Source organism: Streptomyces sp. A0642, from assembly GCF_004795105.1.
Taxonomy (GTDB): domain Bacteria; phylum Actinomycetota; class Actinomycetes; order Streptomycetales; family Streptomycetaceae; genus Streptomyces.
Map to the genome: position 1 here is coordinate 60,728 of NZ_SSBL01000019.1, position 16,327 is coordinate 77,054.

Genomic DNA, 16,327 nt, shown 5'->3' on the forward strand with positions numbered 1-16,327 from the left:
CGCCAGGGACTGTGCTCCCGGACGGGAGCTTACCCCCACCGGGCTCAACCTTACAAAACCTCACAAGCCCCACCCACTCAGGTGAAGGGCGCGAAGGCCCCGCCCCGCACCTCGCTCTCCGAGCCAAGCCACCGGTAGACGGTGGGGCCTTGCGAGGTTTTGTAAGATTCAGCCGGTGGGTCTACACCCTGTACTGAGCCAGGACGGCTGCGTACTTCTCGCACTGTGCGGTGTACTTCTCCACGTACTTCGCGTTGCCGATCCGCGCCCAGGTGTCGATCTCCTCCTGCGCGTGCTCCATGGCCAGGACGCACGCGTCGGCCAGAGCCGCCGGGGTCGCCCAGACGTCATCCGTCAGCAGCGCCGTACCGTTGTGGACGTGGCTCCAGAGATAGCCGACCACCGTCTCGGGCCGGATGAACGCTTCCCGGTCGTAGAACGCGGCCTTGTAGAAGATCGAGGCCCGGCGGCGGCCCTGCCCGTCGACCAGGTAGGACCACATGTCGTGATCGGAGGCTTCACGCCTCCACCCCTCGGGCAGCGTGGCCGGGCAGAACATGGGGTCGGCGGCGTCCGGCTCACCGAAGACGACGCCGAACCCCTCCAGAACCTCCCGGCCCCGGATGTCGGCAGGCAGCCGGTCGGAGTTGACGAGCTGGGCCTGGCCCGCCTTCTCCTGCTCCGCGATGGCCTGGTCGGCTCCGCCGCTTCCAGAAGCGGCGTCGATGAAGACCAGCGGATTCTGTCGCACGGCAGCAGTGGTGTTCTTGATCATCGGTTCTCCCTTGGCGGTGCCCCACCGGACAGCACTGACCCAGGCGAAGGCACAGGCGTCACAAGGCGGAAAAGCGGCGGATGAACTTGGCGGAGCACCGAGTCTGCCACGAACACCACGGCGCACACCAACCACCGCGCGCACAAAAAGACCCCGCCCGCGCGCCACGGGGGCAGCACACGGACGGGGCCGGTCATCGGGAACTACGCCTGGCAGTCAGAGCCCCCGTTGCACGGGAACAGCTGCCGGGAGACATACCGGCCGGAGACGGACCAGTAGCCGTAGACGACCTGGCTGGCCGCCGCCTGCTGCAACTGGGCCCGGGAGTACTCCAGCCGGGTCGCCACCGGGAAGGAAGCCGCGTCGACCGGTACGTGGCCGCTCAGTTCCTTGTCCAGCCATGCCACTGCTTCGTCAAGGCTGTCCAGCAGGGCTGTCGGGTTCTTCCGGTCAACGATCTCGATCGGGGGATAGTTACTGGGAGCTTCGCCCCGGCGGATCTGAGCGTCGGAGAACGCTTTCCCTGTGTACGAGTAGGCGTGGTAGTGCTCGTAGTGCAAGGCGGCCTCCGGCGGACGCGTCGGGAGGGGAAGACGGTAACGCAGGAGCGGAGCCGTCCGGGCGTTCAGGTGGTGCGCGCCTTCGTCCGGGCCGACTCAATGGTGGCCTCGGAGTTCACCGCCATGACGGCTCCGATCAGATACTGGCGGGCCCACCGCATGACCTTGGTCGAATCACCCAGAAGGTCGACGGGAGGGATCGTCTGGCGGGCGTCGAGGTCGGCGTGAGCGTGTTCGACGATGATGCCCGTGATGTGCTCGATGAGCCACGCCTGGGTCCGCTCCTTGAGCGCGAACGTCAGGTGCAGCGAGGGCACGTCACCGGCGGTCTCGACGGAGTGCACCCAGCCCCGGGGCAGCCAGAAGACGTCGCCGGGCTCCAGGACCACATCCCTGGGCGGCGTGGTCGCCAGGAAACGGCGCTCCTCGTCCGTCCAGCCGCGCAGACGGTAGTTGTCGTGCTCCTCGGTGGGACTGGCGACCATCGGCGGGTGCAGGTGCCAGGTCTTGCGGCCGTGGAGCTGGACGATGAGCGTCACGTACGGGTCGTAGTGGTAGCGCAGGCCCTGCTGGTTGCCCGGGGTGAGGTAGGCATTGACGTGCGTCCTGCAGCCCGTCTGTCCCTGGATCTCGTCCTTGAGATGGGCCAGGGCCGGGTAGAGGGTGTGCAGTTCCCGCAGGGAGATCGAGCCGCCCTGGTCGAGGTGGGCACGGATGGAGCCCTTGCGCGGCATGCTGCCGTCGCTGCTGTACTCGAAGGCTTCCACCACGCCACCGTCGCGCAGGAGGACGACGTTGCGGTTGGCGATGCAGCCGCTGTCGATGAGCTCGTCGACCGTCTCCATAGTGAGGAGCTCGCGGAGGTCGGCGGGGTTGTGCCTGTAGGTCTGCGGCCGGTCGGGCCAGTCTTCGAGGATGCCGTTGATGGGGCCGACCAGATTGTCCAGCTTCATTTTTTGGCGCTCCCTCTGATGAGAGGATGGCGGAGCGGGTGCAGCAGGACCATGGACCGGTCCTGCTGCACCCGCGTTTCGCGAGGTGGTGCTACGCGGTGGCCGACGGGCCGACCTTGTCGATGACGTGCTGGGCAAAGCTCAGCAGCTCGGAGCTCGTGCCGCGCAGCTCGCGCCCGGCGCCCTCCGCCTTGGTGTCACGGATGGCGTAGCCACCGCCGTTCAGCTGGGCCAGGGAGAGGCAGCTCTCCATGCTCTCCTCGGTGCCGTTGCCGTTGCAGAGGTAGGAGAAGTCTCCCTCGACCGAGCGGTCGTAGAGGTTGGTGCTGGGCTCCTGTGCCTTCATGGCGTTCTCCTTGAGCTCGATGAGCGGGGCTGATCATGTGCATGCAGTGATCAGTTGGTAGCAGTGCGTGCTCCCCTGGCTCAGAAGGTATGACAGTTTCGCAAGCTTGAGAAGTCGCAGCCGAGAGACTGGCATATGACGCTTTTTTCGATCTAGGGAGCGTTCAGACGTGGTTCCTGTCGCCGAACGGCTGCGCGGCAGTAAGGGGCGGACGAAGAGGAGACCGCCATGCCCCGCCGCAAAACCCCCGCCGCCCCGCCCGCGATGCGCACCCCCGTCTGGCCCGAGCGCGCCTGCCGCGACCTGGTCAACGGCGAGACCGCCCTCTACAGCTGCGACGTCGTCGAGTCCCACCACGGCCCGCACGCCTCCCTGTCGGTGCCAGCCTCCGTCGAACAGCGCCTCGTGTGGGAGAAGCGCAACCCCGACCGGCGCGAGCCGACCGCCAACGACCCGTTCGTCACGTCATGGTGAGCACCTCACCCCGGCCGTCTGCGGGCGCCTCCCGGCCTGCCGGGTCCTTCCCGGCCCCACCGGCCTCCGACCCCGGCCAGGCCCTCCACAGCCTCGCCGTGGCCGACCTGATGCGCCTGCACAACTACCTCGCCGTGCACCGGCCGCGCGCGCTGGCGACCGCCACCGAGGGAGAGAGCGCGGCCGCTGTCGCCATCCGCCTCCTGCAACAGCTCCCGCCCGAGCGCTGAACCAAGTCCGGCACAGCCACCCCAAGTTGGCACATGCCATGCGCACGTACCGATTCACGCTGACAGAACACCATTCCTGTGAAACTGTCACCGCCCCCGTACCGGCCGGGGCAGACTGAACCCACTCCGGCCTCACGGTCGAAGCCACCCCTTACACGGCGGGCACGGCATGAACTCTGAGTCTGCTGTGCCCGCCGAGCCCCCGCCTCACCTCCGGAGCCCTCATGATCAGAACCCAGGACCGACCGCGCCGCCGCCCCCGCCTCTCCGAGATCGACAGCCGCACCCCGAAGGCGCGTGAACTCCTCGCGCGCGGCGGTGTTGCCTCCGAGAACACCCGTCCGGCCGCCGGAACGTTCAACTCCAGCCTGTAGAACAGCGAGAGGCCCCCGCCGGTCCTGCCTGGCGGGGGCCTCTCGCGTGCGGCGCTGCGTCACTCGTCGAAGAGTGAACCGGAGTGCTCTTCCTGCATGATCTTCCGCTCTTCGGCTACCTTGCGATAGAGCGGGCCCACGGTGAGCCGAGCAGGAACCCCCGTCCTCGCCTGCTCCTCGCGGGCCCGCTCCAACTGCGCCTGCTCCTCGCGGATCAGCACGCGCCACAGAGCAAGCGTGGTCTTCGTGAACGGCTTCATGCCGCCGTGACGGGCGAGAAAACCGGTGAGGTGGGCGTCCATGACGCTATCGACCTTGACCGTCTTCTGCCGGGACGGCGGATTGCTCGCGGCCCCCTCCGCCGTCAGCATCCCGCCAGGCATCAGAAGGAAGTTGACTCCCTCCTCGTCGAATCCCTCCTCGTCCTCGACGAGGAGGGGCGAGGGCAGCGCTGTATCAACCTTGGCAGCCTCGGCAGCACGCTTCTTCTTCAGACGCTCCTCCTCGGCCTTGCGCTTCTGCCTGGCTCTGCTGTCGCCCATGCCCACATCCCTCGGTGTCGTGGTAGGAGACCAGCTTATCGGCTCTTTGATGCCCTTCCATTGACACTGGTCAACGTTTCAGTCTCGTTTTCTACTCCATCGCTTCGAGCTTGTTGAACAGCCTGGTCACAGCCTTGCCGCTGGGGCGCGCGTAGCGGCGGTGGAGGGTCGCGGGGTTGGTATGGCCAGAGATGGCCATGAGCATCGGTGTGTCGACGCCCTCGCCCGCGAGGTAGGCGAGCCGGGAGTGCCGCAGGATATGCAGCGTGATCCCGGCGTACGCCTTCAGGATGTGTTCGGCGCGGTCGTAGGAGAGGCGGCAGCGACGGCCGTCGGGGGCGAAGTCCTCGCGCGGGCGGGTACGCCAGTCACGAGGGCGCCGGTTGGTCAGGAACAGCGGCCCCCGGGCGCGGTCGCCGATGTACTTGCGCAGCAGCTCGGCGCCACGGCGCTGGAAGTAGACCCAGATGGTCCGGCCGCCCTTGATGACGGCGCGGGCCTTACGGGCCTTCAGGTCGACGTTCTCGATGTTCAGCGCCAGGACGGCCTCGGCGCGCGAGGACGACTCGTACAGCAGCCGCCACAGCGCCCGCTCCCGCAGCCCGACCGCGTCCGGGTCCCACAGATGCTGCAGTTCCTCGGGGTCGATGGCCTTCGTCTCGTCGATGACGACCTTCCGCGCCCGGCACAGCGCGGGCAGCTTCACCGTGGCGACCTCGGCGTCGCCGAGCCAGCCCAGGAACGTCTTGACGGCCGCGCGGTTGCGGTTCCATGTGTTCGCCGACCGCTGGCCCCACAGCTCGATCAGGACGTCGTGCCAGTCCTCGCCGGTGACGTCGGCCGCCGGGCGGTCCCGCCCCAGCGTCTTCGCACACCGGCGCAGAGTAAGGGCGTAGGACGCCTCGGTGGTGTCAGCCTCGGGGTAGTCGCGCACGAACGACTCGACGGCCTTGGACAGAGTCGTCACAGAGTCCTCCTGAGAGATTTTTTTTATGCCACTGAATACTCTATTCACTGGCACACCGCTGAGGGAGCGGTCGCCTCCCCGGTACATTGGTCCGTACGGGCGGAAGCTCTGCGACAGCAGGGCGGGCGGGTGAGCCCCGGTTCCGGAGCGGGAGGGTACCCCGCAGTCCGGCCCCAGGTGTCCTGAACACCGTGGGGCCGTTTCTGTGTGCGTCCCCGCACTTCGTGCGCACGAAGTCCGCACAGGGTGGTCACCGTCGAGGCCATGTCCACGGTCGTTCATCGTTCGTTTACCTAGGTGGAGCGTGGCGGCCTGCCGCGCCCCCCGTTTCGAACGCAGGTTCGATAACGTGTGTCCTGGCGGTCCAGAAGGCGGTGGAGGGGATTGATCGGAGGGGCACTCTGGGGGAAGCGTGCGGTGTACACCTGTGTAAGGGCACCCTGGCGTTGCTCCCTCCCTGAAGATGGGGTAGCTTTTCGCTCTTGGAGCCTTTTGTATTCGGTTCCAGGAAAATCACCCAATATCGGTCAGATATCCCGCCCCCTGACTGTTTCCCCCCACGCAATTTCCCGAGCACTACCCGTTTGTCAGCACTTGGAAAGGCAGGTAAATGAGTGGGGAGCAGCCAACCGGAGATCCGGATTTCGAGAACGGGTCAGGGCGGGACGATGTCCCTCCGCACGCCAGGATGCCGCGCCGTGCGTGGGTGATTGCGGCCGGAGCGCTCTTCGCTGGGCTCTTCGCGGGGTTCAGTCTCGCGTCGGAGTCCGTCCCCCCAGCGCCGTACCCGAACAGCGAGAACGGCCCGGACGCGGCGCGGCCGCCCGCCAGTTCGACGATCCCGGGCACGGGAACGTTCCTGGTCGGGGCCGACGTGAAGCCGGGCCTGTACCACTCGGACGAGAACGCCTCGTGCTCCTGGAAGCGGACCAAGGACGCCACCGGCGAGTCGGACTCGGTCATCGCTCGGAACGTGACGGCAGGGGATACGTACGTCGATCTCAAGGGCGGAGAGTTCTTCGACACCAGCGAGTGCCATGCGTGGCAGCTCGTTGACCGGGGAACGGCCAGAGGAACGATAGGACAGGGTTGAGCATTGGCCGCTGGTGGTCGACTCTGGTCACGTGAAAGGCCCTCGGCAGCTTGGATGCCGAGGGCCTTTCTGGTGCAGTGAGCTGCTTAGCTCTTGGTGCTGCTCACGTCGGCAACGAACGCCGTCCAGGCGCTGGGGCTGAACGTCAGGATCGGGCTGGCCGCACCCTGCTTGGAGTCCTCGACACCGACCTCGTTGGTCGTGGCCTCAAGGCCCTGGACGAGGCAGTTCTCGCCAGCGCCGCCGCTGTACGAGGACTTGTGCTTGTTGATGAGGGTCTTCGTCATTCTGGTCTCTTCCTTGGCGGTGTTACGGATGGTCCTTCACCCCTTGGCAAGGGAGTTGAAGGTTTCAAGCAGCAGCTGCCGTGTATCGAGGACAGACAGTGCCTGGCTCTGGAGGCGCTCGTATCGGGCCTGGTACGAGCGGACCCGTACCTCTTCGTCAACGAACGAGCCGTCGCCGTACCCTTCACGGAAAACCATATCGGCGTCGTCAAACGAAAGGATGCTGAACGACCCCGAGAGGCCGACGTGTAGGCCGGAGTCCGTGGTCAGAACCTGAATCGTAGCCTTGGTCTCGCCCAGGTTGAGCAGGTGCTGAATCTGCTCCCTGTGCGACTTGGGGTCCCTGGGGTCGGGCGGTGTCATCACTGCTGGTTGCCCTATGACGGCCCAGATCCTGGGGGCGGTTTCGCTGTCGAGGATCTGCTTGCGGGACTCACGCAGACCGACCAGGGCCTCGACTTCGCCCTCCTCGGAGGGCAGCTGACCGGGCCGCACCGTGGCGGCCGCCCGGATCACGGCCTCCGAATACTGCTTCGTCTGGAGCAGGCCCGGAATGGCGCCCAGTTCCCAGGTGCGCAGCTCCAGGCAGAGCGATTCGGCGTCCGCGTAGTCCTGGTATGAGGGGCCAACCAGGCTCCCCGAGGTGGCCCATGTCCCGCGCTGTTTGGCCTTCTTGGCCCACGCGGTCCATCGCTCGATCTCCTCCTTGTCGTCGATGCCGTACAGATTGGCATAGAAGGGGATCATGCTGGCCTGCACGGCCGTATGCCCGGATTCCTGACGGTAGATCGCCGCGCCGGACTTGCCTGCGTGTTCCGCGACTTGCTCCACGCTGAGGTTCGCGGCCTCCCGCGCTGCGCTGAGCTTGCGGCCAAGGATCTTGCGTCTGATCGTCGGTCTTGCGCCGTACGCCAAGGTGCTCTCCCCAGGTCGACTCTGTCGAAGCACAGTCTGCACCCCAGCGGGCCAAGCTGACCACCAAACAACCATGCAAATTCTCAGTCTCTAGGACTTGCAGAACTGAGAATCATGCGGAACCTTGGTTACACGCTGCTTACGCCAGCTCCTTGATGCGTGAGCGCCTCCCACTCGCCACTCCACAACGGGAGTTAACGCCATGCACTCCCCGTTCACCAATCCGCCCAGGCGTCTGGGCTCACTGAGGAACGTCCAGTACCGGCGCGTCTACCCGGGGATCGCCGAGAGCGTCTCTGCCGCCAGGCGACACCTGGAAGAAGCCGCCCGGGGCAGCGGACTCAGCGCCGACGTCATCGACACGGCCCTGGTGTGCTTATCCGAACTGGCAACGAACGCCGTCACCCATGCGATTGGTGACAGGCCCCGCCCCCGCTTCGTCGTGGTCGTCGCTGTGCGAGGCACTCGTCAGCGCTGGCTCAGGGTAGAAGTCCACGACCCCGACGCCAGCGTCCGCCCCGCGTTCCCCTCCAAAGAGAAAGCGGCGGACCTACTCCTCGACATCGACCCCGACAACCTGTCAGGCCGGGGCATGGCCATGGTGGCCACGATGGCCGACAGGACCGGCGTCGAAGCCCTCGACCACGTATGGGGAAAGATCGTCTGGCTCGAACTGAAGTTGCACGAACACGAATACGGCGGCCGTCGTCCTGGAGTTCAGGAAGAGGCCGCCGTCGTCGTTCGCGGAGTCTCCGCTACGTGAGTTCCTTACCCACCCATGCCAGGGCGCTCCGCCGCTCGTAGACGGCTTCCCTGGCCCCGCCCTCCACGTCGACAGGTTCAGGGGCGCCCTTGCGTCCCATGAGCGTGCGCACCCACGAGGTGGTGACGCCGTACCGGGCCGCGAGCCCGCCGTGGGTGATGAGCTCCGGAGGCTTCCATCCGGAACGCTCGCCGCTGGCGCACTCGATGAGCACCGGCTGCACGCCGACCGCCACGGCCGCGTTCTCGCAGCCGTGGCGGAACGCAGCCGTGGCGTACAGCGCGGCCAAGTGCGGCTCCGTGTAGTCAGGAACGACCAGCGACAGAGCCAGCGGGTCCAGGGCCAGCCGGTAGTCGTGGTCCCGCAGAACCTCACCCACGGCCGTCCTCAGCCGTGCCTCGTCCGGCGCCGTGACATCGCCGTCGTACTCGACGTACACCGTCCACGTCACTGCCCGGCCTCCTTGGCCTTCTGGTCCTTGCGCCACTGCTTCAGCTCGGCCGTCATCCGGTCCTTAACGTCCTTCGGCATCCACGAGTTGGAGAACCCCGTGGGCACCCACTCCTCGACCCCCAGGCCGCGCCGCTCGGCCCACTCAACGGCCGCCGCCAGGAACGCATCACGCCGCGCCTTCACCCCGCTGGGGGCGCCCGGCAGCCGGATCGTCTTCTCCTTCCACTTCCCCTCATGCAGGAGCTGGACCACGACTCGGTAGTCCCAGTAACCGGAGGCGTGCGGGTGGCGGGTGTGGTACCAGATCATCGGGCACTCGTAGTGTCGGCTTACGTCGTGCGCGTTGACAAGGCCCGTGGCCGCGTGCAGGTCCTCGGTGAACTTGCTCATCACCAACGCTCCTTGGGGATCTCGGCCAGCACCCTGCCCATGGAGTCCAGGGGCAGCATCACGTACGGCTCGGGGTGGAAACCGTCGCCCTCGTGGACGACGAACGGACCACGGTCGGACACCGCGTGACCAGTGAGCAGGTAGCTGAGCGCGCCCGCCACGTCCATGGGCGTCGGCGGCTCCTCGTCGGCGGCCAGCGCCGTTTCCGTCGGCTCCTCGCCGGGCGCCGGTCGCTCGTCACCCTGGAGGCTGGCGATGTACGCCTTGGCGACCTCCTGGGCGGCCCTCTGGCTGTTGTCGGCCGCTGCGATGGCCTCGCGCAGGCCCACCACCTCGGGGCTCTGCCAGTCGGCCCAGGGGTCGACCTCAGGGCGCAGCACTGCGTCAGGGTCGCCGCCGTCACCGAGGGGGCTCGGGTCGCCGAGCGGGTGGATCACGGCTCGGCTGCGGCTGATGCCCGTGGCGAGAAGGGCGTCAGCGTTCCTCTTGTGGAACGCCCGCATGCGCTCCTCCTCGGCCAGCAGCAGCTTGTCGGCGTAGGTGCGCAGTCGCTGCCCGATGGGGCTGTTCCACAGCTCCTCGTCGGTCACGCCGTCGGTGACGGCCGTCGCCGGAGCGTCGTCAGCACGGTAGGGCGCAGCCTTCTCGTTGACGTCCACCGGTGCCTCTTCCTCGTCCTGGGGGTAGTTAGGTGGTACGGCCTTGTCGGCGGGGGTACCGTCCGGCACGTCGCGGTCGAGGGTCCGGATGTTGCGCACGGTGAGGCCCTCGATCGGCTCGGGGGCGCCGTGGTGCTTGCGGTACCAGAGGATGATGTCGTCGGGCATGTAGATCATGGTGAACTCGGGGTCGTCGTCGAACGCGGCGACGTTGTCCGGCGTGTAGACGAACATGCGCAGGAATGCCTTGTCCTTGGTCAGATAGAGCATCTCGACCGTGGCGCCGTAGCGGGCGCTCTCGCGTCCGGCGTGGTCGGCCTCGCTGAGGCTGACGTAGGAGTTGACGACCCTGGAGCCCTCGGGGGCGCGGTCGCTGGGCGGGAAGTTGATGCAGACCCTGTAGGGCTGGCGCTGGCCCCTCTTGCTGGTCATGGTCCGGGTCTCCTCCGTTGGCGGGTGGTGGAATGACTTTCCCAGAGGTGTTGCGTTAACGCAAGTCTTCTGGGAAAGTCGTCCCCGTCGAGTTCTTTTCATCTCAACGCCCGCCCCGCCAATTCAGCGGGCGTATGGTGAGGGACCCGCCAGGAACACCCGCAAGAGACCCGCCACTCTTATGCGAGGAGTCCGTCATGGACCCTGTGACCCTTGAGCAGCTTTTCTACGAGCTGCGCTCCCCGAACGCCGCGACGGTGGAAATCACCGCCGACGACCTGACCCCGGGCTGCGTCATCGCGACGTCCGAGTGGACGCGCCACGTCGTGACCGCCCTGCCGAACCTGCTGAGCGCCAGGACGCTGTCCGTCCCGGTCCGGCACCTGCACGGCGGCCACACGGTAACCCGCCGGTTCCGCCGCTCCGCGACCGTCACCGTCTACGCCGCCACGCTGGCCGCCCGCTACGTCCGCGACGTCCCCGAGGTCCCGCGCTGCTTCGTCCCGGACGACCCCGAGGTCGGTGACCGCGTCTATCACGACATGCACGACGCGCTGACGCTGGGTACGAACCGGTACTTCGAGTACGACGGCAGTCAGTGGCGTTCCATCGTCACCACGGCGAGCCGTGACGGCCGCCGCGCACGGGACATCGTCACGTACTACGACGGCATCCATCACCTCGTCGGCTCGGACAGCCAGTCGTCGCCGTACGGCTACTTCACCTACCAGCACGCCGGTCACGGCCGGTACCTGTACGTGGACGGCCGCCCGATGCCCGCCCGCCGGGCCGACGAGCTCGTCGTCGGCGACGAGCTGCGCCTGCCGGGCGGCGGCCGCCTCACCGTCCGCCGCATCGTCAGCACCGGCGACGGCATTGCCCTGTCCCTGGAGCTGACCGGCCGGTCCGTCCACACGCTGCGCCATGTCACCTGGGCGAGCGGTCTGGGTGAAATGATCGAGCACCACGACTCGGGCCGGACCGGAGCCCTCTACGCCACGCAGCCGCGCCCCTCCGAACTCCTCACGGCCGCAGAGCTGTTGTCCGGGGACACCGTGATCACGTCGTGGGGAACGCGGGCCAGCGCGGTCGCCACCGTCTGCGACGTTTGGCGCCAGCCGGTGCGCGCGGTTATGCATCTGCACTGCATCGCGGACGACGGCCGGATGCTGCGCGTGCAGGGGTACATCGAGCCCCGCCACCTCCTGTTGTGCCGCCCGCAGCGCCCCGCCGTGCTCGCCACCGCGTGAGCGGCGCCGAGGACGGGCTGAGCGCAACCATGCGGCTCGTCCTGGACAACGCGCCGCGTCTGGAGGGGATGCGGCCAGGCCCGCGCGAACGCATCATCCGCGAGGAGCTCGGCATGAGCCCCGTCCGGTTCTTCCAGTTCCTGAACGCCGCCATCGATTCCCCAGCGGCGCAGGCGTACGCACCCGTGCTCATGAACCGGCGCCGCCGGATCAGGGCGCATCGCCGCTCCGTCCGTCTGGGGGGTCCGTCGTGGCCCGACGCATGACGGACAGCCGGGGCCGCCGCGTGGTCGGCGGCCCCGCCCTTCCTGTCAGTTTCGGCCGACAGGGTTGGGGGCTCTACGTCAGTGACGTGCTCGACGACGGCACCGTCTACGGGCTGGAGTTCCTCGGCCGCAACCTCACCGAGGACCGCTTTGAGGCGGGCTGGTACCTCACCGGCGACGACCAGCACCACGAGTGGTGCGCCGCCCGCCTCCTGTCCGCCGTCACCGCCGCGAACATCCTGATCACCGGTCACCACATCGAGGAGAACGACCATGCCTGACGCCGGAGCCCGCCGCCTGCCGCCGCCGATCAAGCCCCGCGTCCTCAAGCGCCGCAGGAACCCGATCTTCGGGTTCGACTACTACACCAGCGACGGCCGTTACCAGGTCACCCCGAGGTACGCCGACACCCCCAACGGCGGCCGGACGGCCCGCGTCGACCGCTACCAGGTCACCGATCTGCGGGTGGCCGATCCCGCCCGTAGCACCCGTGACCACCACTCGCTCGACGACGTCCGGGAGTCGTACTGCTCCCGGTACGTGCCGTGGCTGGTGTGCGACATGGACATGGGCGTTCTGCGGGTGGCTTCGTCGCGAAAGGAGGCCGTCGGCTGGGCCTCCATCTACGCCGGATCACCCGTCACGACCCGGCACCCGTTCGTGCCGGGCAGCAACTGCTACGAGTACGACTTTGACGGAACCGGCCTGTTCATCATGGCCGCCGACGTCGCCCACAGGCACGGCCTGGACCCCGTACAGCAGCCGCTATTCCCCTACCCGAACGACCCGTACGAGGAGGTTGACCGCCCGGTTACCCTCACGATGGAGAATGCGTAAATGCCTGCCTACATGAGCCGGGGCGCCGGAGTCGTGACCGTCGTTCGCACCGAGCATCGCGTCGACCTGCGGATGATGACGCTCGCTCTGTACCACTCCAACGAGGAACTCGGCGCGGACCTGGCGGTGTCCGCCGTCCGTACGGCCATCTCCTCCGTCCTGGGGGAGAGCGGCACGAACGTGCTCCTTCGGGTGAGTGACTACATCCGCGAGGGACTCGAATCGGATGAGGACGGGTCCCTCGTCGGCAGCACCACCGGGGAACGCCTGGACTGGGCGCGCCATATGGTGCTCAAGGCGTACCGCAGGGACTTTGCCGCCTTCCCGGACGAGCTCGCTCGGTTCGCGGCCGCGCCCGTCGAAGAGCTCGTGTGAGTACGGAGACTTGCGGGGCACCCCACCCGGGCCGCCCGGGAGTGGTCTGTGACCGCCCCGGGCACCGGATGGCGGGCTTCCACCGCAGTCTCGCCGACGGGGCCGTGTGGGAGGCTGAGCCCCTTCCCACGGGCCGCCGGGCCGGTAGGGCTGGCCTGGCGGCGCTGGCCGCCCATACAGCCCGGGGTCACCGCACCGGACCGCCGACGCCGGACAAAGATCGATAGGCGAAAGACATTCACAGCGCACTCGCGAGTGCGCTAAGGTGGGGCCATGCCCGCCAAGGAGGACACCGTGACCGACACCACCAGCACCCGTCTGAAGCTGATTTTCGAAACGCAGCCCTGCGGCCGGTGCAACGGAACCGGCCGGTACTCCTTCAACGGCGAACACTCCCGCTGCTACCAGTGCAACGGCACCACGGTCTACCTCTCCCGCCGGGGGCGCAGCGCGCAGCGGGCGTACGAGGCGGCTCTTAACGCCTCGCCCGCCGTGGCCAGGACCCAGGACCTGGCCACCGGTATGAACATCTGGTCACAGGCTCACGCCTCCGGCCTCTCCGGCGCCATGGGCGCCAACCTGGGAGCCGCGTGGCGCGTCGTGGCCAAGGTCGAGTTCACTGAGTCCGTCGTAACGCGCGGCGGCCGCGACACCGAGAACACCCCTGTCGATGTCGCATACACCACTGCCTCGATCACCTTCGAGGACGGGAAGACGTGGCGGGCCGAAACCTCCGAGGACCCGGCTTTCTGGCGCAAGGGCGCTTTCCGCACCATCTATACGCAGTCGCACTTCGACGTCACGGGGGAGGCCGCCCGCCAGGCCCGCCGGGAAATCATCCAGGACATTGCCCGCCGTTTCACGGGCGCATGGCTGGAGGGCGAGCAGCCCCCGGTCCCGGCGTCCGCTACGCCCCGCATCCGGAAGGTGAAGGAGGTTGAGGAGGCGAAGGAGACCCCCGAGCCCCGCACCTTCCCCAACCGCTACGCCGGGGAATGCGCCAAGTGCGGTGGGACGGTCGAGGAGGAGGCGGGGGAGTGCTACAAGGACGGCAGTCGCTGGATTGTCGAGCACGTCGCCGGTGAGTGCCCCCAGGCCGAACAGGCTGCCCCCGAGGCCGCTCCGGCGCCCGTTGGCACCGAGTCCGCTCCCGTCGTCCTGATCACGCGTGCGAAGCTCTACCCGGAGGTCGCCCGGCCCGGCCCGGCATGGCGGTGGAGCTACAACTACATCGTCAACGCGGGCCCGGTCTGCCAGTACGGGACCGGCCTGGACGCCCTGCGCGGCATGCTGCGGCGCACGTTCGGGCGAGACGTGCAGATCATCGAGGAGTGGAAGGTGCAGCGCCCCGCCCCGGCGACCGGAACGGCCCCGGCCATCCCCAAGGCGGCCGCCCCGGTCACCGAGGAGGGCATGTACCGCGACGCGGACGGCAGCATCTTCCGCGTGCAGACCTCCGAGACCGGGCACCTGTACGCCAAGCGTTTCACCCCGGCCGCCGACGGCAAGGGCGCCAAGCTGGAGTACGCGGCCGGAGCGATCCGCACCCTGCGCGGCGCCGACCGTCTGAACGCCGACGAGGCCGCCGAAATCGGCCGCTCCTTCGGCATCTGCATTGTCTGCGCGAAGGCCCTGAGCCACCCCAAATCGCTCGCCCTGGGCATCGGGCCCGACTGCCGGAAAAACATCGAGGTGTCAGACCCGGCGCCTACAGTGACCACCGATGATGACGCGCCCGCAAGCGAGATGGCAAGCAAGGACTCCCAGCGCACTCGCGAGTGCGCTAAGGTGGTCTCCATGCCCGCCAAGGAGGACACCATGACCACCGCCCCCACCCTCGCCAACGCGGCTGCTGTCACCCCCGAGCAGCTCACCGCCATGACGCCGCCGCAGGCCGACACCATCGCCGCCGTGCTCCACAAGCGCATCGCCGAGCTGGCCGACACCGAGCGCCGCACCCTGGACTCCCTGCACCGCCGGATCGGCGAGCGGCCCGTGAAGCACGGCCGCAACACCTCCTGGCCGACCACCGACGAGACCGCCGAGCAGACGGCCGCCGAGCAGGCCGCCAGCGGCAAGCTCCGGTCGTACGACGCGCACGGAATCGCTACCGCCCTGGAGAACCTCACCGCGAACCGCGAGGAGGCCCAGCAGCTGCGGACCGCGAGCGGCGCAGTGGATGGCGAGTGGCTCCGCCGGGGCATGTGGAGCCGGTTCTATCTGGTGAACAACGCGGACGGACACATTCACTCCTCCGACTCGTGCAAGACCCTGCGGTGGAACACCTCCATCGGATGGCTGCCCGCCCTGTCTGGCCTCACCGAGGCCGACGCGGTCAAGGCGCACGGCCCCCGGCTGTGCACGGTGTGCTTCCCCAGCGCCCCGCTTGAGTGGACCGTGGGCATCGCCAAGGAGAGCAAGCCGGAGTGCTCCGGCTCCCGGCAGTCCGTGGAGTTGGACGCCAGCATGGCGCGCCGGATCTCCAAGTACGCCACGTGTCCGGTGTGCGAGGAGAGGGTTTCCGTCACGTCCACGTGGAAGCTGAAGACACACCCGCCCAAGGCCGCTCCCGCGCCCGAGGAGGCACCGGCGGCCGCCGAGCCCGCTCCGGCCCCCGAGGAGCCGCAGGAGGCCCCCGAGGCACCGAAGAAGGGTAAGGCGCCCGCCGCGCCGACCGCGCTGCACGTCTCCCGCTTCCTGGCCAACGCCGGATTCCAGCGTTCCTCGGACTCCACCCGGAGCACCACGGAGGGCTTCAAGCTCAGCGAGATGAAGGGAACCAGGGGCGAACCCACGAAGGTGTCTGTCCGCTGGGTGGAAAGCAGCCATGAAGGTGAGCAGCGCATCCGGGCGCTGGGGCTGGCCGACTTCAGCAGGCTGCCGGACAACCCCAAGGGGCTGGAGATGGCGGCCGCATACGCTGACGCGCTCTCTGCCCGCTACCGGGTGGAGATCAAGGGTGCGCACGTCTGGGTGCACCGGCTGGACGCCCCCCGCCGGGCCGCCAAGGGCCGCCCCCTGGCCAAGCGCATCGATGAGCTGCTCAGGGAGAACGCGCTCCCCCGCCACAAGGGGGTACGCGGATACTCGGACGTCACTGGCAGCGCGGTCGTCCAGGAGGCCGATCACGTACGTATCCAGGTGCGCCCCTGGGAGTTCGTGCACGGCTGGACCACCAAGGAGCTGAATGAGGCCGCATCCCAGGTGACGGCCGCCCTTGACGCCGCCGGGTACACCTACACCCGGGCCGACGACGTGTACAGCGCCGTGATCAAGGTGACCGGCAAGAAGTAGCGGGCGCTCGTGAACGGGCCCGCCCCGGTTCGGGGCGGGCCCGAAGCATTTCCCCAACCCCCTATTCAGCGCACTTGCGAGTGCGCTAAGGT

General features: G+C 68.0%; 22 protein-coding genes. 11 read left to right on the forward strand and 11 right to left on the reverse strand.

The features are described from left to right. Positions 1 to 181: 181 nt before the first annotated feature. The 4 genes from E6R60_RS26490 to E6R60_RS26505 form a co-directional block, all read right to left on the reverse strand. On the reverse strand, positions 182 to 775 hold the full coding sequence (locus tag E6R60_RS26490) for a hypothetical protein (protein ID WP_136329181.1): 594 nt from the start codon (positions 773 to 775) through the stop codon (positions 182 to 184). Between the two features lie 203 nt (positions 776 to 978). Next, positions 979 to 1,335: a hypothetical protein gene (locus E6R60_RS26495; RefSeq protein WP_136329182.1), complete on the reverse strand. Its 357-nt coding sequence runs from the start codon at positions 1,333 to 1,335 to the stop codon at positions 979 to 981. Positions 1,336 to 1,400: 65 nt separating this feature from the next. Beyond that, a complete protein-coding gene (locus E6R60_RS26500; protein ID WP_136329183.1) occupies positions 1,401 to 2,288 on the reverse strand; it encodes a cupin domain-containing protein in 888 nt (295 codons plus the stop codon). A gap of 91 nt (positions 2,289 to 2,379) precedes the next feature. Continuing rightward, on the reverse strand, positions 2,380 to 2,634 hold the full coding sequence (locus tag E6R60_RS26505) for a DUF397 domain-containing protein (protein WP_136329184.1): 255 nt from the start codon (positions 2,632 to 2,634) through the stop codon (positions 2,380 to 2,382). A gap of 228 nt (positions 2,635 to 2,862) precedes the next feature. Between E6R60_RS26505 and E6R60_RS26510 the strand changes: the two genes are divergently transcribed. From E6R60_RS26510 to E6R60_RS36825, 3 genes are all read left to right on the forward strand, one after another. Beyond that, entirely contained in the window at positions 2,863 to 3,108 is a 246-nt protein-coding gene (locus tag E6R60_RS26510; RefSeq protein WP_136329185.1) for a hypothetical protein, read from the forward strand. Next, on the forward strand, positions 3,102 to 3,338 hold the full coding sequence (locus tag E6R60_RS36820) for a hypothetical protein (protein WP_168713673.1): 237 nt from the start codon (positions 3,102 to 3,104) through the stop codon (positions 3,336 to 3,338). The genes E6R60_RS26510 and E6R60_RS36820 overlap by 7 nt, the downstream gene beginning before the upstream one ends. A 224-nt stretch (positions 3,339 to 3,562) precedes the next feature. Continuing rightward, on the forward strand, positions 3,563 to 3,712 hold the full coding sequence (locus E6R60_RS36825; RefSeq protein ID WP_168713681.1) for a hypothetical protein: 150 nt from the start codon (positions 3,563 to 3,565) through the stop codon (positions 3,710 to 3,712). Positions 3,713 to 3,771: 59 nt separating this feature from the next. On the opposite strand, the gene E6R60_RS26520 is transcribed toward E6R60_RS36825, so the two are convergent. Then, complete coding sequence (locus E6R60_RS26520; RefSeq protein WP_136329187.1) at positions 3,772 to 4,254, reverse strand: hypothetical protein; 483 nt, start codon at positions 4,252 to 4,254, stop codon at positions 3,772 to 3,774. A 91-nt stretch (positions 4,255 to 4,345) separates the two neighbouring features. Further along, positions 4,346 to 5,221 (reverse strand): site-specific integrase, encoded by an 876-nt coding sequence (locus E6R60_RS26525; RefSeq protein ID WP_168713682.1) that lies wholly within the window; start codon positions 5,219 to 5,221, stop codon positions 4,346 to 4,348. A 706-nt stretch (positions 5,222 to 5,927) separates the two neighbouring features. Here E6R60_RS26525 and E6R60_RS26530 point away from each other — a divergent pair. Then, positions 5,928 to 6,314 (forward strand): hypothetical protein, encoded by a 387-nt coding sequence (locus tag E6R60_RS26530; protein WP_136329189.1) that lies wholly within the window; start codon positions 5,928 to 5,930, stop codon positions 6,312 to 6,314. An 86-nt stretch (positions 6,315 to 6,400) separates the two neighbouring features. On the opposite strand, the gene E6R60_RS26535 is transcribed toward E6R60_RS26530, so the two are convergent. Continuing rightward, positions 6,401 to 6,601, reverse strand: coding sequence for a DUF397 domain-containing protein (locus E6R60_RS26535; protein WP_136329190.1), 201 nt, complete (start codon positions 6,599 to 6,601; stop codon positions 6,401 to 6,403). 36 nt (positions 6,602 to 6,637) lie between these two features. Beyond that, complete coding sequence (locus E6R60_RS26540; protein WP_168713683.1) at positions 6,638 to 7,516, reverse strand: Scr1 family TA system antitoxin-like transcriptional regulator; 879 nt, start codon at positions 7,514 to 7,516, stop codon at positions 6,638 to 6,640. A gap of 202 nt (positions 7,517 to 7,718) precedes the next feature. On the opposite strand from E6R60_RS26540, the gene E6R60_RS26545 reads away from it, so the two are divergent. Continuing rightward, a complete protein-coding gene (locus E6R60_RS26545) occupies positions 7,719 to 8,279 on the forward strand; it encodes an ATP-binding protein (protein WP_136329192.1) in 561 nt (186 codons plus the stop codon). Here the strand turns inward: E6R60_RS26545 and E6R60_RS26550 are convergent. Genes E6R60_RS26550 through E6R60_RS26560 form a run of 3 tightly spaced genes read right to left on the reverse strand, consistent with a single transcriptional unit; the run spans position 8,272 to position 10,213 of the window. Further along, on the reverse strand, positions 8,272 to 8,730 hold the full coding sequence (locus E6R60_RS26550; protein WP_136329193.1) for a hypothetical protein: 459 nt from the start codon (positions 8,728 to 8,730) through the stop codon (positions 8,272 to 8,274). The two genes, E6R60_RS26545 and E6R60_RS26550, sit on opposite strands and share 8 nt — an antisense overlap. Continuing rightward, on the reverse strand, positions 8,727 to 9,122 hold the full coding sequence (locus tag E6R60_RS26555) for a hypothetical protein (RefSeq protein WP_136329194.1): 396 nt from the start codon (positions 9,120 to 9,122) through the stop codon (positions 8,727 to 8,729). Before E6R60_RS26555 ends, E6R60_RS26550 begins: the two co-directional genes overlap by 4 nt. Then, on the reverse strand, positions 9,122 to 10,213 hold the full coding sequence (locus E6R60_RS26560) for a hypothetical protein (protein ID WP_136329195.1): 1,092 nt from the start codon (positions 10,211 to 10,213) through the stop codon (positions 9,122 to 9,124). Before E6R60_RS26560 ends, E6R60_RS26555 begins: the two co-directional genes overlap by 1 nt. 197 nt (positions 10,214 to 10,410) lie before the next feature. On the opposite strand from E6R60_RS26560, the gene E6R60_RS26565 reads away from it, so the two are divergent. From E6R60_RS26565 to E6R60_RS26590, 6 genes are all read left to right on the forward strand, one after another. Further along, positions 10,411 to 11,463: a hypothetical protein gene (locus tag E6R60_RS26565; protein WP_136329196.1), complete on the forward strand. Its 1,053-nt coding sequence runs from the start codon at positions 10,411 to 10,413 to the stop codon at positions 11,461 to 11,463. Continuing rightward, positions 11,460 to 11,729 (forward strand): DUF3263 domain-containing protein, encoded by a 270-nt coding sequence (locus tag E6R60_RS26570; protein ID WP_240802693.1) that lies wholly within the window; start codon positions 11,460 to 11,462, stop codon positions 11,727 to 11,729. Before E6R60_RS26565 ends, E6R60_RS26570 begins: the two co-directional genes overlap by 4 nt. Next, positions 11,714 to 12,010, forward strand: a complete 297-nt coding sequence (locus tag E6R60_RS26575) for a hypothetical protein (RefSeq protein ID WP_136329197.1) — start codon at positions 11,714 to 11,716, stop codon at positions 12,008 to 12,010. The genes E6R60_RS26570 and E6R60_RS26575 overlap by 16 nt, the downstream gene beginning before the upstream one ends. Continuing rightward, a complete protein-coding gene (locus E6R60_RS26580) occupies positions 12,003 to 12,566 on the forward strand; it encodes a hypothetical protein (protein ID WP_136329198.1) in 564 nt (187 codons plus the stop codon). The genes E6R60_RS26575 and E6R60_RS26580 overlap by 8 nt, the downstream gene beginning before the upstream one ends. After that, the gene (locus tag E6R60_RS26585) at positions 12,567 to 12,941 is read left to right on the forward strand and encodes a hypothetical protein (RefSeq protein WP_136329199.1); all 375 of its coding nucleotides are present in this window, start codon (positions 12,567 to 12,569) and stop codon (positions 12,939 to 12,941) included. A 273-nt stretch (positions 12,942 to 13,214) separates the two neighbouring features. Next, a complete protein-coding gene (locus tag E6R60_RS26590) occupies positions 13,215 to 16,235 on the forward strand; it encodes a DUF6011 domain-containing protein (protein ID WP_136329200.1) in 3,021 nt (1,006 codons plus the stop codon). Positions 16,236 to 16,327 lie beyond the last annotated feature (92 nt).